General features: G+C 44.7%; 26 protein-coding genes. 12 read left to right on the top strand and 14 right to left on the bottom strand.

Annotated elements, in window-relative coordinates:
* Nucleotides 1–60 precede the first annotated feature (60 nt).
* Entirely contained in the window at nucleotides 61–444 is a 384-nt protein-coding gene (locus IEV61_RS11570) for a winged helix-turn-helix transcriptional regulator (RefSeq protein WP_188416805.1), read from the bottom strand.
* A 109-nt stretch (nucleotides 445–553) separates the two neighbouring features.
* Here IEV61_RS11570 and IEV61_RS11565 point away from each other — a divergent pair, with 109 nt between their 5' ends.
* On the top strand, nucleotides 554–1,531 hold the full coding sequence (locus IEV61_RS11565) for an NmrA/HSCARG family protein (protein ID WP_188416803.1): 978 nt from the start codon (nucleotides 554–556) through the stop codon (nucleotides 1,529–1,531).
* A gap of 68 nt (nucleotides 1,532–1,599) precedes the next feature.
* Here the strand turns inward: IEV61_RS11565 and IEV61_RS11560 are convergent, their stop codons facing one another.
* A complete protein-coding gene (locus tag IEV61_RS11560; protein ID WP_188416801.1) occupies nucleotides 1,600–2,664 on the bottom strand; it encodes an SDR family oxidoreductase in 1,065 nt (354 codons plus the stop codon).
* Nucleotides 2,665–2,779: 115 nt separating this feature from the next.
* Between IEV61_RS11560 and IEV61_RS11555 the strand changes: the two genes are divergently transcribed.
* From IEV61_RS11555 to IEV61_RS11510, 10 genes are all read left to right on the top strand, one after another.
* Complete coding sequence (locus IEV61_RS11555; RefSeq protein WP_188416799.1) at nucleotides 2,780–3,562, top strand: helix-turn-helix domain-containing protein; 783 nt, start codon at nucleotides 2,780–2,782, stop codon at nucleotides 3,560–3,562.
* A 26-nt stretch (nucleotides 3,563–3,588) separates the two neighbouring features.
* Nucleotides 3,589–4,143 (top strand): Crp/Fnr family transcriptional regulator, encoded by a 555-nt coding sequence (locus IEV61_RS11550; protein WP_188416797.1) that lies wholly within the window; start codon nucleotides 3,589–3,591, stop codon nucleotides 4,141–4,143.
* Nucleotides 4,144–4,268: 125 nt separating this feature from the next.
* Nucleotides 4,269–4,886 (top strand): hypothetical protein, encoded by a 618-nt coding sequence (locus tag IEV61_RS11545; protein WP_229747111.1) that lies wholly within the window; start codon nucleotides 4,269–4,271, stop codon nucleotides 4,884–4,886.
* A 184-nt stretch (nucleotides 4,887–5,070) separates the two neighbouring features.
* Nucleotides 5,071–5,679, top strand: coding sequence for a Crp/Fnr family transcriptional regulator (locus tag IEV61_RS11540; protein ID WP_188416794.1), 609 nt, complete (start codon nucleotides 5,071–5,073; stop codon nucleotides 5,677–5,679).
* Nucleotides 5,680–5,739: 60 nt separating this feature from the next.
* On the top strand, nucleotides 5,740–6,549 hold the full coding sequence (locus tag IEV61_RS11535; protein WP_188416792.1) for a sulfite exporter TauE/SafE family protein: 810 nt from the start codon (nucleotides 5,740–5,742) through the stop codon (nucleotides 6,547–6,549).
* Entirely contained in the window at nucleotides 6,546–7,109 is a 564-nt protein-coding gene (locus tag IEV61_RS11530; RefSeq protein ID WP_188416789.1) for a YeeE/YedE family protein, read from the top strand. Before IEV61_RS11535 ends, IEV61_RS11530 begins: the two co-directional genes overlap by 4 nt.
* A 2-nt stretch (nucleotides 7,110–7,111) precedes the next feature.
* The gene (locus tag IEV61_RS11525) at nucleotides 7,112–7,522 is read left to right on the top strand and encodes a DUF6691 family protein (RefSeq protein WP_188416787.1); all 411 of its coding nucleotides are present in this window, start codon (nucleotides 7,112–7,114) and stop codon (nucleotides 7,520–7,522) included.
* 60 nt (nucleotides 7,523–7,582) lie between these two features.
* Nucleotides 7,583–8,914: an MBL fold metallo-hydrolase gene (locus IEV61_RS11520; protein ID WP_188416785.1), complete on the top strand. Its 1,332-nt coding sequence runs from the start codon at nucleotides 7,583–7,585 to the stop codon at nucleotides 8,912–8,914.
* A gap of 192 nt (nucleotides 8,915–9,106) precedes the next feature.
* Nucleotides 9,107–10,003, top strand: a complete 897-nt coding sequence (locus tag IEV61_RS11515) for a LysR family transcriptional regulator (protein WP_188416783.1) — start codon at nucleotides 9,107–9,109, stop codon at nucleotides 10,001–10,003.
* Nucleotides 10,004–10,101: 98 nt separating this feature from the next.
* Nucleotides 10,102–11,082 (top strand): YeiH family protein, encoded by a 981-nt coding sequence (locus tag IEV61_RS11510; protein WP_188416781.1) that lies wholly within the window; start codon nucleotides 10,102–10,104, stop codon nucleotides 11,080–11,082.
* A 118-nt stretch (nucleotides 11,083–11,200) separates the two neighbouring features.
* Here IEV61_RS11510 and IEV61_RS11505 read toward each other — a convergent pair whose 3' ends face one another.
* From IEV61_RS11505 to IEV61_RS11485, 5 genes are all read right to left on the bottom strand, one after another.
* The gene (locus tag IEV61_RS11505; protein WP_188416780.1) at nucleotides 11,201–11,968 is read right to left on the bottom strand and encodes a LytR/AlgR family response regulator transcription factor; all 768 of its coding nucleotides are present in this window, start codon (nucleotides 11,966–11,968) and stop codon (nucleotides 11,201–11,203) included.
* Nucleotides 11,949–12,992, bottom strand: a complete 1,044-nt coding sequence (locus IEV61_RS11500; RefSeq protein WP_188416778.1) for a sensor histidine kinase — start codon at nucleotides 12,990–12,992, stop codon at nucleotides 11,949–11,951. Before IEV61_RS11500 ends, IEV61_RS11505 begins: the two co-directional genes overlap by 20 nt.
* Nucleotides 12,989–13,468: a hypothetical protein gene (locus IEV61_RS11495; protein ID WP_188416776.1), complete on the bottom strand. Its 480-nt coding sequence runs from the start codon at nucleotides 13,466–13,468 to the stop codon at nucleotides 12,989–12,991. The genes IEV61_RS11500 and IEV61_RS11495 overlap by 4 nt, the downstream gene beginning before the upstream one ends.
* Before the next feature lie 2 nt (nucleotides 13,469–13,470).
* Complete coding sequence (locus IEV61_RS11490) at nucleotides 13,471–14,400, bottom strand: heme-binding domain-containing protein (RefSeq protein ID WP_188416774.1); 930 nt, start codon at nucleotides 14,398–14,400, stop codon at nucleotides 13,471–13,473.
* 156 nt (nucleotides 14,401–14,556) lie between these two features.
* Nucleotides 14,557–14,988: a winged helix-turn-helix transcriptional regulator gene (locus IEV61_RS11485; protein WP_188416772.1), complete on the bottom strand. Its 432-nt coding sequence runs from the start codon at nucleotides 14,986–14,988 to the stop codon at nucleotides 14,557–14,559.
* 108 nt (nucleotides 14,989–15,096) lie between these two features.
* Here IEV61_RS11485 and IEV61_RS11480 point away from each other — a divergent pair, with 108 nt between their 5' ends.
* Nucleotides 15,097–15,843, top strand: a complete 747-nt coding sequence (locus IEV61_RS11480; RefSeq protein ID WP_188416770.1) for an SDR family oxidoreductase — start codon at nucleotides 15,097–15,099, stop codon at nucleotides 15,841–15,843.
* 46 nt (nucleotides 15,844–15,889) lie between these two features.
* On the opposite strand, the gene IEV61_RS11475 is transcribed toward IEV61_RS11480, so the two are convergent.
* The 7 genes from IEV61_RS11475 to IEV61_RS11445 form a co-directional block, all read right to left on the bottom strand.
* On the bottom strand, nucleotides 15,890–16,339 hold the full coding sequence (locus IEV61_RS11475; protein ID WP_188416768.1) for a MarR family winged helix-turn-helix transcriptional regulator: 450 nt from the start codon (nucleotides 16,337–16,339) through the stop codon (nucleotides 15,890–15,892).
* A 2-nt stretch (nucleotides 16,340–16,341) separates the two neighbouring features.
* Nucleotides 16,342–17,433: an efflux RND transporter periplasmic adaptor subunit gene (locus IEV61_RS11470; protein WP_188416767.1), complete on the bottom strand. Its 1,092-nt coding sequence runs from the start codon at nucleotides 17,431–17,433 to the stop codon at nucleotides 16,342–16,344.
* A 4-nt stretch (nucleotides 17,434–17,437) separates the two neighbouring features.
* Nucleotides 17,438–20,677: an efflux RND transporter permease subunit gene (locus IEV61_RS11465; protein ID WP_229747109.1), complete on the bottom strand. Its 3,240-nt coding sequence runs from the start codon at nucleotides 20,675–20,677 to the stop codon at nucleotides 17,438–17,440.
* 14 nt (nucleotides 20,678–20,691) lie between these two features.
* The gene (locus IEV61_RS11460) at nucleotides 20,692–22,083 is read right to left on the bottom strand and encodes a TolC family protein (RefSeq protein ID WP_188416765.1); all 1,392 of its coding nucleotides are present in this window, start codon (nucleotides 22,081–22,083) and stop codon (nucleotides 20,692–20,694) included.
* 100 nt (nucleotides 22,084–22,183) lie between these two features.
* A complete protein-coding gene (locus IEV61_RS11455) occupies nucleotides 22,184–22,555 on the bottom strand; it encodes a hypothetical protein (RefSeq protein WP_188416764.1) in 372 nt (123 codons plus the stop codon).
* A 104-nt stretch (nucleotides 22,556–22,659) separates the two neighbouring features.
* Nucleotides 22,660–23,049 carry a YidH family protein gene (locus tag IEV61_RS11450; protein WP_188416762.1) on the bottom strand — a complete coding sequence of 130 codons (390 nt, stop codon included), beginning with the start codon at nucleotides 23,047–23,049 and terminating at the stop codon, nucleotides 22,660–22,662.
* Between the two features lie 273 nt (nucleotides 23,050–23,322).
* Nucleotides 23,323–23,841 (bottom strand): hypothetical protein, encoded by a 519-nt coding sequence (locus tag IEV61_RS11445; protein WP_188416760.1) that lies wholly within the window; start codon nucleotides 23,839–23,841, stop codon nucleotides 23,323–23,325.
* Between the last annotated feature and the right edge of the window lie 324 nt (nucleotides 23,842–24,165).

Here is a 24,165-nt window from a genome sequence, read left to right as displayed (position 1 = left end):
GTTAAAAAACCATGGAAATTCCTTCACACGGAAGGAGGTAGAACCTTTACATGTAAAACACTAGTCTAAAAAGGGGTGACCAACAAATTCGCCTTTTTGTGCGGCAACCTCATTGCCCCAACCCAAAATTGCATCAAGTAGGGGTCTGCAGGACTTACCAAAGTCGGTTAAGCTGTACACCACCTTGATCGGCGGCTTGTCGCCATATACCTGTCTGGAAATTAAACCATCTTCCTCCAATTGCTTCAATTGCAAACTGAGTGTGCGTTCAGTAACGCTACGCATTTCCCGGTTAAGCTCACTATAGCGTTTATTGGCATCTTTTAAGTGGTAAAGAATAACCGCTTTCCACTTACCGCCAATGAGGTCCATAGCAACACTCACGGTACAGGGATACACTTTTTGGTTGACTTTTATAAAATCATTTTGACATTCTATGCGCATAGCTATGTTTAATCAAGCTATCCAAATGGATAGTTATTGCAAATATATCAAGCTATCAATACGTTTGCAACTATACTTTTTATAGTTCAATTATATAGATAAATCAAACATGGTACATGACATCAATAAACTGAAGGATAGCACACAAAATGACAAACCACTTATTACAATCGTCGGCGTATTAGGCAAGCAGGGGCAAAGCGCTGCGCGTACGTTATTACAAAGCGGACGTTATCGCGTTCGCGGTATTACTCGCCGGCTTGATTCACCAGAGGCGCGTAATTTTGTGGAACAAGGCGCTGAATTGGTGAACTTACCATTGGATTTAGGGTACCATAAAGATTACGTAGAAGCATTCCGTGGCTCACACGGCGTTTTTTTGATGACGCCGGGCATTGCCCCGCCACTCTTGTACGAGACGGAACTAGGTAGGCAGCTTGCGGATGCCGCAGTTGAAGCGGGAGTACAATACCTTGTATTCAGCAGCTTGGAAAACGTCGACGAAATTACTGGTGGGAAGAAGTTTGCACCTCATTTTACAGATAAGGCGCGGATCGAACAATACATCCGTACACTTCCCATCAAAAGTTCGTTTATCTATATGGCCTTCTTTTACACAAATTTGCTGGAGTTTTATACGCCTAAAATGGAAGGTGATACGCTGGTATTTCCAATTTATTTACCAAAGGATTTTCGTGCCCCATTTGTTGATCCTCTTACCGCTACCGGGCCGGCAGTGCTGGAGATATTTTCCCATCCAGATCAGTATGCAGGTAAAGCCTTGCCGGTCATCGGCGAGATGATCTCGCCTCAGGAAATGGTCGATACTTTCGTTCGGGTCACCGGCAAAAAAGCGGTATACAGTTCCGCATACACACGGGAAGATTTCCTTCTTCATTTCCCAGATTTTAGCTCGAATGACTTATTAGTACAAGAGATTTTGGGTATGGCCGAGTACGCTGTTGAGTATGGTTACTTTAAAAAGGATCGTAACCTGTTTTGGAGCCGTCAGATAAACCCGGGTAGCCTGAGCTGGGAACAATTCCTTCGCACCACAGGCTGGCAGGGACAAAAGCTTACTTATTAAGCTAACAAAATAAGAAGCCTTTATAGTATTGTAAAGGCTTCTTATTTGCTTATCTAAACAAGGCTCCGCTAATTAGGAATTACTCTTTTTGCTTTCAGTTCATCGAATAGGCCATAAAACATTTGCTCGGTATCAATAAACTCATGAAAGCCTAACCGCCGAGCTTTCGTTCCATCGGCAAAGAAATCATAATCCCAACTGAAAACTGCATCACCGAATGGCCAGGAGGAAAGCTCTTGATAGGTATGCTGTGCTAATCCGTATTGCTCCTGTATGCTTTTCCATAAAGGTTCCTTGTCGGCCATTACAGTTGTTAAAGACATAGACAAGGGCGCTGCGGTTTCCATCCCGAAATAGCTGGCTATCTTAGGCCACAAGTCGTTCCATCGGAACAAGTCACCATTCGTAATATTGAAGGCCTGGTTAGCACATTGCTCGTTTGTAGCCGCCCAGATGGTTGCTTTGGCCAGTAAGCCCGCGTCCGTCATTTCGAGTAATTTATCATATGCACCCGGTTTGCCGGGGAAACGCAAAGGCAAGCCGAGTTCTTTGGACATCGACGCATAAATGGCGATCACCATAACCAGGTTCATCGGGTTACCCAACGCCGTACCGGCAACAACCGACGGGCGGATAGCAGACCAGTTCCATGCTTTACCTTTTTGCCGCTTTTCCAGAAAGTCCTGTTGGTCAACATTAAACTCCGGCGGCATATGACCTCCATCACTTTCCTTAGCAGGCGTTTTAAACGGACCAAGATGCGCACCATATACCTTGTAGCCCTGCATTAAACTGATATGCTGAAGTTTTGGAGCGATAGGTTCAATCGTTTCCACCACATTGACCAGCATTGCCAGGTTCGGCGGCACCAGTTCGGCCCAGGTCGGCCGGTCCTGGTACGCAGCATAAAAAATATGGGTGACGGCTGTAAGCGATTGCAGTTGTGACCGGCAACTTTCAGGATTGAGCACGTCAACTGCAATATACCTGACTGCATCTGTGTTTTGGCCACCTCGGCGCGACAGCCCGATAATATCCCAGCCGGGTAAGGATGAAAGATAATGAATAAGATTAGTGCCAATGACACCATTGGCACCCACTACGAGCGCGGTGTTAACGGTTGTTGTGTTCATGGGAATGTATTTAATTAATTTCGTAAAGCGTTGATCAAGATCAACAGGAGCAAAGTTGAGCTATAGCCAGGCGGATTTTCTGTAAAACAACACTATATAGTTGTATATTTCCGACATGAAGCGTTACAAACAGTTTCAGCCTTTGGCGATCTCGGAATTTGAGGCAGCTGTCTGGCAGCATCCGGTTCATAAACACAATCATTTTGAGCTCATCATGATCCGGCAGGGAAGCGGTGTACACCATATCAACGGGAATGAGATTACTTATAATGGCTCAGCAATTTTCCTGGTAGGCCCTGATGAGGAACATTTCTTTGAAATCGCGGAGCGTACCCAATTTATATTTATAAAATTCACAGATGCCTATATCCATCAGGTCAACTCCGGTTCGTCCTTTGGTTTGCAGCAACTGGAATATTTGATTAAAAGCCGGGAAACACATTTAGCCGGTTTTCATTTAAACGAAGCCGATCAGCTCACTGCTGAATCGGTCATTAATGTAATACTATCTTTAAAACAAGACCTCCTTTCCAACGAGCAATTGATCTGGCTTCAGGTACTGGCGCTGGCCGCATTGTTACAACGCAACATGCCGGAGTTAAAGGTAGCAGCACATCGCAGCAAAGACATGCAAGCCGTTTTTTGTTATGTGCATAAACATATTTATAACCCCGCCAAGCTTAAGTCCCGGGTTATGGCATCGCATTTCAATACGACACCAGACTATATTGGGCCCTATTTTAAAAGAAATACAGGCATTACACTGAGGGATTACATAAGTAACTATCGCAAAAAGATTATTCACCAAAGGCTGGATAGCGGTAATTATAGCCTTAAACAGATCGCCGCTGAGTTCGGGTTAACCGACGCAAGCCATGTAAGTAAAATCATACAGTGAATCTCCTCTAATAATACCTACACGACATGTACACCAATTTTAACCTACTTGCCGAACTGAATGAGACCGCAAATCAGGAGATTCAACGTTACCTTAAACTGAAGAAGTTCAAAAAAGGCGAGTACTTGCTCAAAAAGGGTCAAGTATGCCGTTATATTTTTTTTATTCAAGAAGGTCTTGTCAAAATTTGTTTCACAAATGAGACGAGGGAATTCATTATGCGTTTCTTTGCCGAAAACGGCATTGTAACGGTTATTGACAGCTATTTTAAGCAGTCACCTTCGGCTTATGATGTACTCGCACTTGAGCAAACTACCGTTGCCTGCATATCCAAAACAGATTTGGACAGGCTTTGCAATGAAAATCACAGCGCCGAACGCGCTTTACGAAAATTAGTCACGCAAGCTTCCATGAATATGATGGAGCGCGTCAGCGAGATGCTGGAAGAAAATGCAGGGGAACGGTACGCTCACTTTTTAGCATTGAACGGCCAGTTAGTTAACCGAATAAGCTTAGGTGATCTGGCCAGCTATCTGGGGATTACACAGGTATCACTGAGCCGTATCAGAGCTAAAAAGTGATTATTTATCATTTGTTAAAAATTACATCATCTATTGTTTGAAGATTTGCAGCTCATCTTCAAATTATGCCCCCATCAAAACTCAGTCGTACATTCAGCTTAATTATAGCCGCATTGTTCTGCACTTTGTCACCAATAATCGGTTACCAGAAAATCGGATGGCCACCCGTCATCATTGTCGGGGGATCCGCCATTACCGCCTTTATTTTCTGGTATTTTACTTACCTGCACAATCCTGTTAGACCCTCCCTGATCTTACCGCTTTTTATATTTACCGTTGCCGCGTTGCAAATTCATATTACCGAAGAATACTTAACCGGCTTCGGCCCGGCCATGAGCCGCTTGTTTGCCATTCCATGGAGCGAGCGCAGTTTCCTGATGATCTTTGCCCTTGTAGGCCCTGCTTTATATACCCTGACCACGTATGGCCTTTATAGGCAAATACCGCTTGCGGGCTTTGTTGCCTGGTTTATTTTTATTGGTCCCGGTATAGCCGAATTCACGCATTTTATTTTTCCGTTGATTCGCCCCGGTATCGACCCGGCAATAGCCAGCACTATTAGTCAGGACATCAAAGGAACGATGATTGAGAACATGCCAAATTACTATTACAAGACAACAGGGCGGTTTTATTTTGCAGGCATGTATACGGCCATCCTGCCTATGATACCGGGTAGCTATGCAATTTATCGCCTCACAAAAGAACACTGTCGAAAGTCTATTGATCAAATCACAAGTCAGTAATATTGTCTAGTATGAAGTCGGAATTTCTTGACCACTTCTGCACCTGTTTAAAAGTACGAAGAGTTATTAAAGGATTTTCCTTCATTGGTAGGCATAATTAGATCTAAATAACATAACTTGATACATTTAAAAGTTGTGTCATTAAGATAACAAGACGTTGTTTACTATGTTCCTATCTTCGTAAATGCAACTCTTCGGTACAACACTAGCAAATGAAGTAACTGCCCATAGCCAGCGAAGGAATCTGCCGGCTGAAACGGTATTGGTACAATCAAACAGTTACATCCGCTCGTTGCCTATTGTCCTGTCTGGCAGTATTCGTGTCATTCGCGAGGATGAAGACGGTAAAGAGATCCTGCTTTATTATATTAAACCCGGTGAAAGCTGCATTATGTCTTTTCTGGCCGGTATACATGACGATACGAGCAAAGTCCGGGCAGTTGTAGAAGAAGATGCCGAGGTCCTGATGCTGCCTATTGTCAAAGCCAATGAATGGGTCAAGCAATATCCTGAATGGGCTGATTTCATATTTAAACTCTATCACCGGCGTTTTGAAGAACTTTTGTCTGTCATCAATGCCGTAGCTTTCCAAAAGCTGGATGACCGGATCGTCGAACTGCTGAAAAAGAAGTCGGCCATTTATGGTTCAAAGGACATCACGATCACCCATCAGCAATTAGCCGAGGAATTGGGTACGACCCGGGAAGTGATCTCCCGCTTGCTAAAGCAGATGGAAAAACGGCAAATGGTCACCTTATCCAGAAATAAAGTGAGCCTTATTTCCGCTCTGTAACATAAGTCACCGTTTAACGGTTGTTAACCAGCCTACCTTTGTTTCACAATCTTAAACAACGTGGAACTAATAGGATATTCAGCATCAGTTTTAATCGGACTTTCTCTGGGTTTGATCGGCGGCGGCGGCTCGATTCTCACCGTACCCATACTGGTCTACCTCTTCGGGATGGACGCATTGGTGGCTGGCAGTTATTCTCTATTTATAGTTGGTATCACCAGTTTGACAGGCACATTTAGCCACTATCGCAAAGGCAACGTTGACTTGACGATCACCCTGATTTTTGGCCTGCCCTCCCTGATCGCTGTATTTATCATGCGAAAGTGGGTCATGCCGGCCATACCACAGCATTTGTTCCATGTTGGGTCCTTCGAACTTTCAAAACCGGTGTTGCTAATGCTCACTTTTGGTGCACTGATGCTGACCGCCTCCTATTCGATGATCAAGGGCAGACCTGAGCAGTTCCATACACAGAAAAAAGAGCCTGGTTATGCCAAGCTCATCCTGCAAAGCTTACTTGTTGGCTTGATAACCGGTTTTGTAGGTGTTGGCGGCGGCTTTCTGATCATTCCGTCACTGGTGTTTCTGGCCGGGCTAAGTATGAAAAAGGCGGTCGGTACGTCACTATCTATCATGACGATCAGCTCCCTTTCGGGCTTCCTTGGTGATCTGACCAGGCAAAGCGGGCTGAATTACCACTTTCTGAGTAAATTTTCAGCGTTCGCTATCGCAGGTATCCTTGTGGGAACCTATCTCAGCAGGTACCTCGCCAATGAGAAATTGAAGCCTGCTTTCGGCTGGTTCGTTTTAGGTATGGGTACCTTTATTTTGATCACCACTATCCTCAAATTAAATCAAATAAATATATGATCGAATACATTCAACAACCCTGGCCCTGGTATATCGCAGGGCCGCTGATCGGCCTGGTCGTACCGGCCTTGCTCTTGTTGGGTAACAAAACCTTTGGTATTTCTTCCTCACTCCGGCACATTTGTGCCGCCTGCCTGCCTGCAGGGATACCCTTTTTCAATTATGACTGGAAGAAAGAAAGCTGGAACTTGTTTTTTATGGCCGGCATTATCCTGGGCGGATTTGTGGCCACTTACTACTTATCCAGTCCCGGGCCGGTAGCCATTAACCCGAAAACCGCAGCCTTGCTGCAGGCCCATGGCGTAAGAGATTTCAGTGGAATGCTGCCAAAGGACATCTTTAGTTTCAGTCAACTCCTCACGCTGCGGGGATTCATTTTTACGGTCCTGGGCGGCTTTCTGGTGGGCTTTGGCACCCGATACGCAGGTGGCTGCACCTCAGGACACGCCATCATGGGCATTTCTTCCCTGCAGTGGCCGTCACTGGTAGCTACGTGCTGCTTTATGCTTGGCGGCTTTTTAATGACCTGGTTTATTCTACCTTACCTGCTTCTCCTATAACTATGAGAAATTTGAAATATCTGCTTCCCGGGCTGCTGTTCGGCGTCATCCTGGTCAAGTCTCAGGTGCTATCCTGGTTCCGCATTCAGGAAATGTTTCGTCTTCAGTCCTTTCATATGTATGGCATTATCGGAAGTGCCATTGCTGTCGGTATGATCTCTGTTTTGTTAATTAAGCGTTTACACCTGAAAACCATTCAGGGAGAAGCAATCGTTATTCCGGACAAAAAGTTCCACTGGGGAAATGTATATGGTGGACTAATCTTCGGTTTTGGCTGGGCCGTTACCGGCGCTTGCCCGGGGCCGATCTTCGCACAGATTAGCAGCGGCTATCTGGTCACGATCGTAACCCTGCTAAGTGCCCTTGCAGGCACCTGGTTATACGGAAAGCTCCGTGAAAAGCTCCCGCATTGATCAGGTAAGCCACTTGACACACCAACTCCCAAATGCAATAGCACTCATTAAAATAATCCAATGAAAATCGAACAGTTTGTTGATGAAAATCTATCCCAGTTTTCGTACGCTATTCTAAGCGAATGGGGAAGTAGCATGATATTGATTGATCCTGCCCGGGACATTAAGCCATACCTCGACTATGCGGCCAAACAGCATGCGCAAATTACTGGCATCATTGAGACGCATCCCCATGCCGACTTTGTAAGCGGTCACCTGGAACTGCACCAAACTACCGGGGCGACGATTTACAGCTCAAAGTTGGTCAAAGCCGCTTACCCGCATCAGACATTTGATGATGGTGATGTTATTACCCTGGGAAAGGTCAGGCTCAAGGCCTGGAATACGCCGGGGCACTCGCCGGACAGTATTTCTGTAGTCGTAGAACATGAAGGAAAAAATGTAGCCGTTTTTACAGGTGACACCTTATTTATTGGTGACTGCGGCCGGCCTGATCTTAGGGAGACCACCGGAACGTTGACTGTAAAAAGAGAAGAACTGGCAGCTGCGATGTACCGGTCACTGCGCAGACTGGCTACTCTGAATGATGAGGTACTCGTATACGCGGCACATGGCGCAGGTACTTTATGCGGCAAGTCGTTGAGTGATGCTACCGAAAGTACAATAGGTGCTGAAAAATCAGCTAACTGGTCTCTGCAGGAAATGGCGGAAGATCGATTTATACAAGCGCTGCTGGAAGACCAGCCGTTTATTCCTAAGTATTTTCCCTACGATGTAGATCTTAACAAACAGGGTGCAGAAGCATTCATGGCAGCTATAGCGACTGTTCCTCAGGAAAAGCCGCACCGACTGAATGCCAATATGGCCATCGTGGATACGCGGCCGCAACAGCAATTCAAGCAAGGGCATCTGCCGGGTGCACTTAATATTCAAAACGGGGCGAAGTTTGAAACATGGCTGGGCAGCATTATTGCTCCGGGGGAGCCATTTTATCTGCTGGCAGAAAATGAACAGGTTTTGAGGGATTTAATCCGCCGCACAGCCAAAATAGGTTATGAGAAATTTATTGGCGGTGCTTTCGTTTCTGACGGGGGAAGCGAATTCACGGGCAACTTTGATGTAGAAAACTTCAGTGCACATAAGGGTGATTATACAATTGTTGATATGCGAAATAGCACCGAGGTGAGAGAACATCCTTTATTTGAAAACGCTTTGACTATTCCCTTGCCGGAGTTGCGGGAAAGGGTAGCAGAAATTCCGACCAACAAATCTGTGGTCGTACACTGCGCTGGTGGTTACCGTAGTGCGGCTGGCAGTAGCATCCTGCAAAAGGCATTGTCTGGCAAGGTAAAGGTGCTGGATATGGGCGAAGCGGTAAGCTTATTTCTTTAGCCTACAACTTCATTACTTATTTAAACAGGAACCTTTCAATTGCTTACTAAAGGGCTGCCCTTTAATTAAGATCGGTTACCATGCTAATTGAAGTGCCACTAGTTCGATAACACAATTATAAGAGTTTAAAGGTTGAAATTATTTCAATTACTTCCTCAACTTAATTTAAATTATTCCGGTTAGTTTTGCGGTATGCTTGATTTCCGTCTTCGGGTTTTTTACACTGTTGCTAAAAGGCTTAACTTTACTAAGGCGTCTGCAGAATTGTATATCAGCCAGCCGGCTGTAACTAAACACATCCAGGAGCTAGAAACGCACTTCAAAACTACACTGTTTGAGCGAAGCGGCAATAGAAAGATTAGCCTGACACCGGCTGGTACCTTGCTTTTACGATATACGGAGCAGCTTAGCGGTACTTACAATGAATTGGATTTTGACATGCATCAACTGGTAAAGCAGCATGCAGGCATCCTGCGCATTGGCGGCAGCAATACCGTAGCGCAGTATGTAATTCCTCCGGTACTGGCACAGTTTCGCAAAAAGTTTAAAGAAGTGCAGATCAAGCTGATCTCCGGCAATACAGAGCAAATAGAAGAGGCTTTGCTCGCAAAGGAGATCGACTTGGGCATTGTAGAAGGTATACACCGCAACCCGCAGATCGGCTACCAGGAATTTTTAAAGGATGAACTGGTACTGGTATGCCGTGCTGACAATAGTTTAGTCAAAAAGGACACCATCAAACCCGACGAACTAAAATCGTTACCGATGCTGCTTCGCGAACCGGGATCAGGTACGCTGGATGTCATTGCCCACGCACTCAAACCATTGCACCTTAAGCTTTCTGACCTCCAGCCGGAAATGCAGCTGGGCGGCACGGAAAGCATCAAATCGTATCTGCAAAGCAGCAATTGTTTTGCGTTCCTGTCGGTACAATCGATCATCAACGAACTAAAAACGGGCTCTCTTAAAATTATCGACGTGAAAGACTTGTCAATGGTGCGGCCATTCTATTTTATTCAGCCTCATGGCCAGCCAACTTCGCTGGTGGAACTTTTCATACGCTTTGCGCTGGCTTACCGCCCCCAATAGAGAGGTACAAAATCCATAACTTAAAGTTATCAATCATTCAAATTGATGATGAAAATTGACCGGCGTTCTGATAGACCTTTGGATATCAAAAGAAACGTATGGCAACTTCAAACTATCCATTTACCCATCAAGGACAAGGTTTATTATTACAGGTCAGTGAACCGTCACGCAAAATTATCTTCATGGCATGCATCGCCCTGTGCCTTTCCCCACTGGTGAGTCCTGCCATTGCTTTACTTATGGGACTTATCATTGCGCAGTGTACGGGACATCCTTACCTGCATTTGAACCATAAAGCAACGCATATTTTGCTCCAATTTTCGGTCGTAGGGCTGGGCTTCGGCATGAATGTACACAGTGCCCTGCAAGCAGGTAAAGAAGGTATCCTCTTCACGGTCGCATCCATTTCTTGTACTTTGATATCCGGTTATCTGATGGGCAAGTGGCTCGGTATTGAAAAGAAAACTTCTTATTTAATTTCTGCCGGAACAGCTATCTGCGGGGGCAGTGCCATTGCAGCTATCTCACCGGTTATCAAGGCCGAGGAAAAGCAGATTTCTGTTGCTTTAGGTTGCGTATTTATTCTGAATTCTGTTGCGTTATTCATCTTTCCGGTGATTGGTCATCATTTGCATTTAAGCCAGTCACAGTTTGGTTTATGGTGCGCCATTGCCATACATGATACCAGTTCGGTGGTAGGCGCGGCGAGCAAATATGGGCCGCATGCGCTGGAGGTAGCGACTACCGTAAAGCTGGCGCGGGCGCTTTGGATCATACCGGTAGCCTTTCTATCTACCTTTATCTTTAACAACAAGTCCAAAAAGATCAGCGTCCCTTACTTTATAGGTTTGTTTGTGCTTGCTATGATTACCAATACTTATATACATGCCGTAGCCGGCATCAGCCATTATATGGTTGCAGCGGCCAAAGCAGGCTTAACCTTAACACTATTTTTGATTGGTGCCGGCTTATCCCGGCAGGTATTGGCGGCAGTAGGCTTAAAACCCATGATCCAGGCCATTGTGCTTTGGATAGCGATCAGCGGTTCTGCGTTATACGCGGTCATGCACCTGGCTTGATGCCTATAACGCTCGCTGGTGGAAGGGCCGATTAGTTGGAATAACCTAAGTGGCGGCAGATTTATCGTAATACTTCGGGCCGCGACCCGGGGGTTCCAATGCCGCTATCATTGATAACCTAACGCTCTTCAAGCCATTGCAGGAAGGCTGTTGTTTTGTCTTTTCCAACTAATAGCTTTTCTTCTGTTTGCACGGTAAGTTTGATGAATAATTTACGGGCGAAATAGTGTTCAACTTCCTTAACGGCTTTAAAGGCGATCAGATATTGTCTGTTTAGCTTAAAAAAGCTTTTGTCGCCTAACTGATTAGCCGTTTCTTCTAAGGATTGATCAATACCAAACATCTCGCCTTCAAACGTGATCAGGGTAGTTTGTTCATTGCGGATAAAAAAGTAAGCTATATCAGGAATGGGCACCGTTTTGTAGCTTCCACTCTTAAAAACCAAAAAACTTTGTTTTTCGGCTTTTGGCTGGTTTGCCTGAAGGAGTTGCGTTATTAAAGATGTTGGTACGGAGTGGGCTCCTAAAGCGCTGCCGATTTTTTCGAGCTTAGCAAAAGCGGCCTTAATGGTTTCTTCTGAGAACGGCTTTAAAATGTAGTCGACACCATTGGCTTTAAATGCTTTAAGGGCATACTCGTCAAAAGCAGTACAAAATATGACCGGCGCTTCAACTTTTATCTTTTCAAAGATTTCGAACGATAAACCATCTGCGAGTTGAATGTCCATAAAGATCAGATCGGGAGAGGGGTGCGATGATAGAAAATCAACCGCTGATGACACCCGTTGCAAAGGGCCATCTATTCTACTTCCCGGGCGAACAGTTTCAATTAGCTTAATCAGAGCCCTCGCCGTTTTCAACTCGTCTTCAATGACCAGGATATTCATAAGCCGGAAGTTTTACTGTAAAATATCGATCATCGGCAATCACCTCTATGGGCTGTCCGGTTAAGTGCAGGTAACGTTGGTTAATGTTTTCCAAACCAATCCTGGTTGAAGGTTCCGGCATATTTTTCAACTGCAAATTATTCTGAACGATGATCCGATCTGCTAAAGAACTAATGCTCACCTGCAATGGCTGATCAATGGAAATAATATTGTGCTTCACAGCGTTCTCTGCCAATAATTGAAGGGTGAACGTTGGAATCATAGCTTTGTAATGTTCAGGCGAGATAGTTATTTTTAAGGATACCCCATCTTCAAAGCGTGCCTGTATGAGGAAAAAATAGGCTTCTAATATTTTAAGTTCTTCCTGTAACGATACAACGTCTTTTTGCCGGGTTTCCAAAGAAAAGCGATAAAAGTCAGATAACTTCACGATAAAATCTGCCGAATGCGCATCACCGATCTCCACCATAGATTTGAGCGTGTTTAAGCTATTGAACAAGAAGTGTGGGTTAACCTGTTGCTTCAATAGCTCGTACCTGGCTTCCAGATGGTCGGCCTTTGTACGTTCCAGTTCTATGGCTATGAGCTGGTTCTTATAACTTTGGTAAAGCAGGTATATGAACATGTAGATGGTCAGGTTGATCAAGATCCCTCTAAACTGGTACATCAGTATCATGGCGCCAATTAAACGGTCTTTAAATAACAGCTGATTAATGATGACCAGTATGCCCATAACCAAAACACCAAGTATAAGGCTCCTGGTCAAACGCGCTCCAAAAAATTTGGTGGTAATTGCTTGGTTGGTGTATTTCGGGAGGGTATATAAGTTATAAAACCACACGTATAGTGAGTAGAAGAAAGCAATGATACAGTCTACAATAACTTCATTTAGGCTTACCTGTAATTGCAATATCTTTGGAATGGAAGCCAGTATACCCATAAAAAGGGCAGACAGCCAGATCACCCTTGGTGAAATGGCGAATACCCTGGAGCTTTCAGGCCGTATGTATCTTTCAAAAATCATGGCATAATAGACGCTTGTTGCGATAATATGAATTTCACACGGGCAGCGTTTCCTGTTGTATCGGCTAACTTAGCTAATTCTTTGCCTTTAAACTTTTGGTAATGATAAATAATCCGCGAACAGGAATCAGCCAAATGGAGTGTTTCTGCCGAGATCAGATCTCCGGGTATGCGTGCGCCAAACCAATGAGCGTCATCCTGCTGTTGCCAGGTTACCAATGTAAACGATTGGCCTGAACTTCTAATTGACGTACCTCCATTTGCTGCGGCATACGCCTGATTATTGCCATATAAAATACTCGTGGTATGTTTACGATTATTGATAAAGGAAGTAATTACCTTTTGATGCAGTTCTGAAAGTTTAAAGCTTTCTGGCAAGGATGCTTTCTGATTGATTAATACATCTGCCCCGGGCGAAGGCTTGCAACCGCTGAATATAGCAAGGGAAGCGAGCAGAATTTTGAATATCACTTTCATGGTTAGTTTTTGATGGGAAAGGTGAAAACAAAGTCGTTATCTTTCATTGGTTTATGACAGTTGATACATTCTGTAGTGAACATACCGTCTTTGCCGTAGGGCTTGAGTTTAGGGGTCTTAAACCGCGCAAAGCCCCAACCATTGGTTGTCCGATATTTCACATTATCTTTGATCATGAACTCCACCTGCTTGAATGCGCCGGTAGTCACGTTGCCTTGTTTGTCTTCCAGCTTGTCCCAGGCGGCTTTAGCGAAAATTGTACCGTTGGGCCATGGGTTAATGTGATGCTCTTTAACGGCTTTTACAGCAACATCATTGCCGTATATTACGCGCATGGTGCCGTTATCAAATCTGTCTGAGGTGCTTATCACTTGCCAGTTGTTGTAATCCGGAATATAAGTTATCCCATTTAAGCTCTCAGGCAGGTTTTGCTGAGTTTGGTTGGTCTTAGCCTGTAATTGCTTGTTACGGGCATGTATCTTTGCGGTGTCATCGGGCGTTTCGTGTACCATACCGATCAGATAGTTTTTCAGAACTTCTAAATCCTGTTTTGACACCTTCGCATCGGTATGTACAAATGCATAGCTTTTAATAGGCATAGCACCTTGTTCAATCTGATTTACAGCTTCCCACAGTTTACCTTTCCTGTCCATTGGAGATAACTTATCCCAATTAGAAAAATTTAAACCCTTACGCCCCTGGCGAACATGCTCGGCTACCTGCCAATATACAGGCTGTACTTGATCATACCAGCGCAAATTAGTTTGGTTAGAGTGGCAATCATAACAAGCCCTCACCAAAATAGCCTTTACATTTGTTGGCGCCTGCAAATCTCCGGTTACAGGTGGATGACTGATCTCCGGCCTGAAAAACTGAAGGGATATCAACACAATGATAATTGCCGATGCTGCGATAAACATGAATTTTTTCATATACCATTTTAATAACTTAGGTAAACTAACAGTTTAACTTGCTTAATATAAAGGGGAAAGCCTTGAACGCGGCATATATCAGGTTGAACGCGGCGATCTGGCAACTGAAACGAACTTATCAAATGCATGGCGTTTCCGTATTTATCTCAAATTACGTTATTCACCCGAAGGAACATCGCTATTGATGCGTGCTGATAGCTTATCCCGGAGTTGCTTTATGGTGCCCTCCTTGTCTTTTTCCAATTTTTTGACCACGTCCTTTACATCGTGTGAATCATACTTTGACCCCCAAATCATCAGCTCAATAATTACCGGAATCAAGTCGATGCCTTTCTCTGTAAGGCTGTAGATAAACTTGTTCTTCTTTTCCGCAGATACGGTAGATTTTATAAAGCCGTTTGCTTCGAGCAGCTTAAGCCGGTCGGCAAGAATATTGGTAGCGATCTTTTCATCAGAGGCGAGAAAATCACCATAACTCGATTTATTGGTAAAAATCAGATCCCTTAAGATTAAAAGTACCCATTTGTCGCCTAAGTAATCTAATGAATAGCCTATCGGGCAATCAGATCGGTGCAAAATTTCTTTCATGACATAAAAATGTTAAATAACACTTGCTATTTGCAAGTAATTACCCTTACCTTTGTTTACTTGCAAATAGCAAGCAAATTTAAATATTATTATTAACAAATAGAAATCATGAACATTACAAACAAAACAGTACTGGTAACCGGTGGTGGTTCCGGTATCGGGTATGCAACAGCTAAATTGTTAATTGAAAAAGGTAATAAAGTAATTATTTCAGGTCGTAATGAAGAAAAGTTAGCCAAAGCAGCAAATGAATTAGGCGCTGCTTATATTGCCTGTGATGTTACTGACGCCACCGCGGTTAATAACCTGATTGCAAAGCTGGAAGCTGATTACAATGATCTGAGTGTATTAATCAATAATGCCGGAGTAGGCTTCGTATACAAATTGGGTGAAGGTGCAAACGCTGTTGACAAAGCCAGGCAAGAGTTTGAGACCAATTATTTCGCGCCGGTTAGGTTAATTGAAGCTTTGCTACCGCTATTGAAAAAACAACCTGAAGCAGCCATTGTCAACCTTACATCTAACGTGGCATTTCATCCGCTGGTGGTTTTACCAACCTATTCGGATGCTAAAACTGCCTTGCATTCTCATTCTGTGGCATTGCGTTTAACGCTGTCAACAGACACTAATATTAAAATTTTTGAGGTGATGCCATCACTTATCAACACAGATGCCACTAAAGATATGGGTGGTGAGCAACATGGATTACCACCGGAGGTAGCGGCCGAAGATATTTATAACGGCATCACAGAAGACCGTTATGATATTTTTGTTGGCGAAGCCGCCCAGCAATATGCCGATTATTTTGCTGACCCTAAAGCAGCCATTGCAAAATTCAATCAGGGACTATATTAATCAAAAAGCTGGATCAACGCTGTTCTTGTTCAGGAACAGCGTTGATTCAAAAGCTCTTTTCAATGTTTTTGTTGATCTTTATCAAGGTAGACCAAAGATAAAATAAACGGTCTTCGTTAAGATTGCGAAATGCAACCAGTTCAACATTTTTCATGGCATCTCGTAAGCTGGTCATCGCGGTTACTGCTTTTCGTGTCATCTTGATAACATGCGTTCTATTATGCTTGTTGTGTTTCTCCCTGGTCACGTAGCCTTTTTCTTCTAATACATTGATCGAAGCCCGCGTGGTTGATTCACCGACCTTCAGATACCGGACTAAGTCAGTTTGAGTAGCCCATCCGCCCATCCTCGTTAGTATAAACAATAATTGGTAGTGCTGTGCCAGCTCTGCGTTATCCAGGAACTTATTGAATAAGTAATGTAACGAGCGATAGGTCATCATGAGTTGCAGGCTCAGATCGCCTGCAAACTCTATGGTTATTTCGTCAGCTGGCATCTTTACCTGTTTAGTGGAATGAGTTGCCCTTCTTTGGTATCATCTCCCGCATGTAATACGATGTGGTCCCCTGACTTTAAATTACCAAAAACCTCAGTAAATTCCTCACCTGCAATACCTTCTTTAACATCTGCAAACACTGCTTTTCCATCTTTTACCTTAATCACATATTCTCTTTCGGTCGATCTGACGATCGCATTATTCGGAACCAAAAGCGATTTGGCGCCAAAAACAATAGGGATTTTAACCTCGCCATACATCCCGGGTTTTAGCCGCTGATCTTTATTCATCACATCTACCTCGATAGCTTCAGATCGCTGTGTACCTAAAGCGTTCGCAGAACGGCTGATGTAAGCTTTATTGTCTTTTCCCGGTAAGGCATTGAAAACGAAGGAAACCTGTTGTTTTAAGTCGACCTTATCTACATAATTTTCCGGTATCATTACTTCCAGGCGTAGCCTGCGTGTATCCTGCAAGACCAGCATTGGCTGATCTGTCGATTTACCAGGCCCTACGAGGGCTCCGGCGGAAACATTGCGCTGGACGATCATGCCGTCGAAGGGTGCGCGGATGTTTAAATATGATTGGATGTCCCTAACTGATGTGGCGGTAGATCTCTCGGACAACACGACGGCTTCATCAGCCTTCATTTTGGATAGGGCATTGTCCAGGTCCAACGGCGAAACGGCGCCTTCTTCTTTGGCTGCTTCCTTTAAACGTCGATACTTCTCCCGGCTGGCAGTCGCTGATTCCTGCGCCTGCAATAATCGTGCGTTGGCAGATTGTACCTGTGATGCCATTTCTGGCGCTTCCAGCACGGCCAATAACTGCCCTTTGTGTACGACGGAGCCGCGATCCACATAAATCTGTTTGACAAAGCTATTAATCTTGGCAAAGATGTTCACCTCATTGAAAGGCTTTAGTTGTCCGGGTAAACGTACATAGCTCGAAAGTGCTTTTTCGGATACTATACCGGTTTCAAGTTTATTTTTCGAGGCTTTTTTTTCCGCAGTCATATCCACCGGTTTTTCTGAACCTGAACAGCTGTATAGGGAAGCAGCAATTGCTGCGGCAATAATTATTTTAAGTTTCATATGCTTACTGATGATTTAAGATAAGGTCTTCTTTGGTTGTTTTTTCGGGCATAAGTGATGGTGAATCATAGGTAGTCATTCCCTGGACCCAGGCGAACACTAATGGCAATATAAAAAGTGCTGCTATAGTTGATGCAAACAGCCCTCCAATTACGGCACGGCCTAATGGGGCCGATTGTTCACCTGCTTCACCCATACCTGATGCCATAGGAATCATCCCCGCGATCATGGCCATACTTGTCATCAAAATGGGGCGCAACCGGATGGATGCACTGGTTACCGCAGCTTTGGTTGCATCCCGGTAGTCCAGGCGCAGGTTTTCTGCATTCGTGACGATCAGTATAGCGTTTGCCACTGAAACCCCGACCGACATGATCATACCCATATAACTTTGCAGGTTAAGGGTAGAACCTGTGAGTAGCAGTGCGGCTATGGAACCCAACACCACCGCCGGAACGGTTGATAGTACGGTTAGTGATAATTTTACCGACTGGTAATTTGCGGCGAGCAATAGGAAAATCACCAGGATCGCGAAGATCAGACCATTTTGCAGGCTGGATAAGGTATCGGTAAGTAAGCTCGACATACCCTGTACCTGGGTAACGATACCCTTTGGCGGGGTGCCTAATGAATCTACGGCGGCTTGTACCGCAGTGGTAGCCGTACCCAGATCTTTATGATGGATATTGGCACTAACCGTCAAATAACGCCTTGGTCCCATGCGGTCATATTCTCCTGGCACATAAACTGTCTTGAACGAAGCTACATCGCCAAGCACAGGACTGCTTTGTCCTTTCACCAGTGGGATCTCCCTGATCTCATCCATGTTGTTCATTACATATTCAGGGATCTGTACTTGTACCTGGTAGGTGTTGGATGCTTTTTCATCCAGCCATTGGTTCTTTTCCGAAAAGCGGCTCGATGACGTACTGGCGGTTACTGAGCGCGAGATCTCACTCACACTCAAACCCATTTGGGCCAGTTTGAGGCGGTCCAACGTGATTTTAACCACCGGGAATTTCAGCGGCTGATTGATCTGCACGTCACGCAGGTAATCTACCTTCTTCAGCTTAGCTACCAATTTATTACTATACGCCTCTATCTGCGCCATGTCCTTTCCGGCAACCGTGACCTCAATAGGTGTAGCAGCACCCTGGCTCATAATTTTCTCGGTCATATCTATAGGTTCGAAAGTGACACGCAATTCAGGCATGGCATAGGTAATATTTTTACGCAGCGCTTCCTTGAAATCATCCATATTTACGTGGTAGTCGGCGTCCAGATTTACCTGTAGGATCGCCTCGTGGGTACCCGTATTGAATACATACAAGTTACTTACCCCATAACTACTGGGGATCAAACCTACATACCCGGAGCTGATCGCCACATGATGGTTAGATGTGCTGTCAACGATCTGCAATACCTGCTTGAGTTTGTTCTCCGTTCTTTCCAGGCGGGTACCGTCAGGCTCTTTGATCCTGATCTGAAATTGCCCGTTATTGAGTTTAGGCATCATGTCTTTTCCAATAATAAGGAAACCACCTAATGCTAAAGCCAGGACTACAACCAGATAAACGGGGACGATCATTCGCTTATTCGGCATCCACCGTTGAATAATATGCATAAAGCGCATTTTTACCCGCTCGAACAGGTCGTTCTTTTCAGGATGTTCCTGTTCTGCCCCAAGATGAGTTTTAACCTGTTTTTCTTCCCGGTGATCCAGTGCCTCACCCGCGTGTGCATGCAGCTGGCCATGATGGCCGTGCTGATATTGGGAAGCATCGATCATCCAGTTGCTTAGGATAGGAACCAACGTTTGCGCGATCACATAGGAAACGATCATCGTTAACCCGATGGCCAATGATAAAGGCAGGAACATCGCTTTTGGCACGCCAGACATCATAAACGACGGGGCAAACACGGCCAGGATACACAGCAGGATGAGCAGCAGTGGGAAGGATATCTCCTCACAAGCGTCATAAATAGCCAGTTTTTTTGATTTCCCCATTTCCAGGTGCTGGTGGATGTTTTCTATCGTAACCGTTGCCTGGTCGACGAGAATCCCAATGGCCAGCGCTAATCCACTTAATGTCATAATATTGATGGTTTGGCCAAAAAAGCCTAGCAGCATTACTCCAATGACGATGGATACTGGAATGGTGATGACCACGATCAAACTGCTTCGCCAGTCGCGCAGAAAAAGCAATACCATCAAACCGGTAAGTATAGCGCCCAGTCCACCTTCGGTGAGCAGACTTTCGACGGCATTGATCACGAAAACAGACTGGTCAAATTCGTAAGAAACTTTTACATCATCCGGCAGTAAGCTTTGAATGTCGGGTAACTTCTTTTTAAGGGCTTGTACCACGGCCCATGTGGACGCATCGGCTGTTTTTACCGCAGGAATATAAACCGAACGCTTGCCGTTAATGAGCGCATAACTAACCGTCACATCAGCGCCATCGGATACTTTGGCAATATCTTTAACAAAAACAGGGCTGCCGTTTTTGCTGATCACGGGGATGTTTCCAAAATCTTCTACCTGCCCGATCAATGAATTCATGGTAGTTACGTACATCGTATTGTCCATACGCAGGTTGCCGGATGGCGACATGACGTTGTATTTAGCCAGCGCACCAACTACCTCATCAGGTGTGAGGCTGTAGCTACGCATCTTATTCGGGTCGACGTTGATGATGACCGACCTGCTGTTTGCGCCAAACGGCGGTGGCGCGGATAATCCGGCTACGGACGAGAACATCGGCCTGACACGGGTAGTGGCCAGATCGTAAATGTCTTTCAAACTGCGTGTCTTGGAGGATAACACCAGCTGCCCTACAGGTAAGGAGGAGGCATCAAAACGCAGCACCTGCGGTGGCAAAGCCCCAGGTGGGAAGAACTTCATTGCCCTGTTCACCTGTAACGCCACCTGTGCAGAGGCTTCACCCATATCTGTCCCTTCATAAAAGCTGAGCTTTAATAGCGTAAGACCTTGTATATTTTTACTGGTGATGCTTTTAATCCCGTTGACGTATAGGAACTGATCCTGCAAACGGGTAGAGAAGAAACCCTCCATTTGCTGGGGTGACATACCGCCATAAGACTCGATCACATACATCGTCGGCATGTTGAGCTGAGGGAAAATATCGATAGGGATTTTGATCGCGCTGAGTACGGCAAATATCAACAGGCTGATCGTGATAATCACTGTTGTAACCGGCCTTTTCAGTGCAGAGGTAACCATGGACATAGCTTAGATTAATTTAAAAGGTTAATAACGGTATTGACTTGGTTCTCGGTCACTGCCTTTTGGAAAAGGGCCTGTGTGTAACTGTACTTTGCTGATATAAAATCAACTTCTGCCCGGTAAAGCAAGGCTAAAGCTGCATTAAGTTCAATAATATCGGTAAGTCCACTTTTATACAGGGAGAATTTTTGACGGTAAGCAGCATTGGCTGCAGTCAGTTGTTTGGGTATTTCCTGCAAGCGTTCGAGTGCGGTACCAACATTCGCATCTGCCTGTGAGGCGCTTGCTGCCAGTAGGATTTTTTGTTCATTAAGCTTGCGCATAGTATATTGGGAGGTGATCTTTTGCGTATTGAGCTTAAGTTGTCGGCGTTTCAGGTCGAACAGATTGTAAGAAATTCCTACGCCGACCAAATAATTTTGCCGCTGGAAACCCCATCCGTTATGCAGGCTGGTGAAGTTGTTATTGGCGTCGAGACTTGCCGCGCGTCCCCAGGCAGCAGCCTGTAAGGAGATTTTAGGATTGTAGCTTTTCTTAACCAAATCTTCCCGCTGCAAACTATTTTCGTATAAGGATTGATAGTAGCGGATAATTGGGTGATTGGTCGTGTCTGCATAGAATAGTCTGCGTTCGGCTGATTGGCTAAACAGCTTTCTTTCTGCTGTAGTGTCGGGAATAATAGCTTGGTATGGCATGCCGCTGATGGCTGACAATTTTAGCTGGACCTGTTTGGCTTGGTTTTTTAATTCAATGTAGTTCAACCGGGACTTGGAAAGCTCCGCCTCGGCTATACTGGTATCTACGCCGGCCCTGATACCGCTTTTCGCCAGCGCCCTGATCGAGCGTCTGATCTCTTGGTTGCGTTCAATATTTCTCAATTGCACAGTGAGATACTCTTGTAGGCGAAGCAGCTGCAAATAGTTATCGATCGTGTAAGCCTGGAGATTGTATTTGGAGGTCTCGAACTGCCTTTGCTGAACTGCAACTTCCGAACCGGCTGCTATATTTTGGGCTTTATAGGCGCCAAAGTTGTAGACCTCCATATCGAAGGCGGCTATTCCCAGGTTGGTTAAGACGGCAGTAGTATTACTTTCATCGCGTACTCCGCGACTATTGGAGGGAACAATGCCGAATCCAAAATAAGGGCCTCCGGTATTGTTGTTCGTACCGATGTCGGCTTGGTAGTTTAGCTTTAGGTTTGGAAGCCAGTTAAATCCGGTTTCTCTGGCTTGTGCCTCCTTGATTAGTATAGCCGACGAATCGGTAAGCAAGGTGGGCGCATTTTGGGCTACCTGTTTTAGGAGGTCTTTGAGGGTAATGCTTTGAGCGGGGACTTGGGCATAGAGCGAACTGGTTGCCAGTAGCAACAATGCCAGGCACCAGCTATGTTTAAAACGTAGCATCGAAATTAAATACTAAAATGATATAAAAATAGAATAGTTCACAGCGCAGCTGTGACAGCAAAGAATTAGTTTATCCGCAGGGAACGGACAAGTGAAAATATCAGATAGTAAGTCTGCAGGTCAGTAGATAGATAGGGTCGATACTGTTCAGAAGAGGCGGACCCAGGCTGACGTTCCGGCGACGAAATAAACTTAAACAGATGAAAATTGGAAATACGGAAAGAAGCAGGGCACTGATCGTCAGCATAAACTGCTGACTCTTTTCCTTTATCAGCGCTTGAAACGCAACCGCACTTGTAATTGCCTCCTCTAAGAACTCAGGTTTGCGCTTAGCGAAAATCTTGACGATCATGCTATTTTCTTGACTATTGTTCTGCAACTGCTCATACAAACCATATCCCATGAACGGCTTGGCGATGAAGATCATCGCCGCTATACACAAGATTAATTTATAGACCTGCATCCGCTGCATATTGATTAGTAACTTATTTAACGCCTAAAGTTGAATAGATTTTACATTCGTTTTTGATTGTAACAGCAATATTGCATTGCCAAATACAATAAGGCAAACGCTCGCTATAATCCTGGCAACAAATAGATGATGAGTAGCACGCTGATTATAACAATGGTAATGGTGACTAACATAGTAAGCATATAAGATGGCGCATACTTCTTGTCAGCCAGCTGCCGCTCGGTAATCCTATACCGGATGAACGAGAATAGCGCTATTAGTGCCCCCAAGGCAACCAGAAGTACTCCGATAATCGAAGAATATCCTTTACCAGGCAAAACAACCTTGTCGGTCAAGACCAGCGATAACTGTTTGATGAACAAAGTGAACTTGACCACTACAAATCCGAATCCCATCATGGCTATGCTTGTTCTGATCCAAGCCAAAAAAGTACGTTCATTGGCTAAATGATCACCTGGCGAAGATTTGGATTTTTCTGACTCATTGATTTCCATTATGAGAAAAGAAAAATTTGATAAGAATTGTTTAGGCTTGTTAACCAAGCTTAGAAAGACAATAAATTACTATATTTGATTAATTGACACCGATTATCATATGTAAGCAACATGGCAGTACTTCATGCTTATGTTTTACAAATGTTTTACAGAATAATCGTGTTGATAGTCAAGTTGCTGTAGTATAGGATATTAGAATAGAGTGCCATGAGTTTGTGGTACCGAGGGTCGTGGGTTCGAGCCCCATCATTTACCCTTTATGGGGCAAAGTCTTTAAACGAGGTTTTTGCCCCATTTTTTTGCCCGTAACTCTTTGTTTTCCAGATATATTAACTCGGCTGCCCGGTTGAGTTTTCCGGTTCGACATACCCCCTCCACATAAGTCATTTTTTCAGGGAACAAAATACCTACTAGATACCTTTTAGCCTCAATACTGGCAATATCATAAAGCTTGTCCACCTCACAAAGTGCATTTACAGCCATTTGAGCCAGCTTTTTGATGTTCACATGAGTCGACTTCTGTACGTTTACTTCATTTAGCCGCATCTCCAAACGAGCAACTGTCGAACCGTTCTCCTCTTTTATTTTCCGGTACTCACCCGCTTCCAACTCATGCAAGAGCAACAGCTCCCGTGCATTGTCCACTTTTCTATTGGCATCGCCAATCAGCCTGATTAATTCGTCGCTTTCTTCCTTTACTGCGCGGTGCTGGTTATTATAGGCTTCGGCAATACTAACGACAAACAATTCGGGATAACCTGAACGTGGCAGCAGCATTGTCAGTTCATCCATAAAAGCGTTATTGACATCTTCTGCCTTGTATCGTATTCCGCATGATGAGCGGCAATGATAATACACTCTGTAGGTGTTACGACCCTTTGAGGCGCTCCCCGTTAACATTCTTGGACATCGGTTACACTTAATGAAATTACGTAAGGGCAGATCTTTAGGCGTAGCAATCGCCAGTCCTTTTAAGATTTTCGACCTGCCTTGATATTCCGGGGATGTTGACCACCTAATTCCGTGGCAAAGTGACCAGGCGATTAGCTGGCGAACGATAGCAGCGAGAGCTGTAAAAGCGTTTTCAAAGTTAGTTATTAAAAGTGGTTATTGATA

Origin of the sequence: Mucilaginibacter galii (assembly GCF_014635825.1) — a bacterium.
Classification (GTDB): Bacteria; Bacteroidota; Bacteroidia; order Sphingobacteriales; family Sphingobacteriaceae; genus Mucilaginibacter; species Mucilaginibacter galii.
The sequence above is the reverse complement of the archived record's forward strand: the minus strand, read 5'-3'. Positions and strand labels throughout refer to the sequence as shown.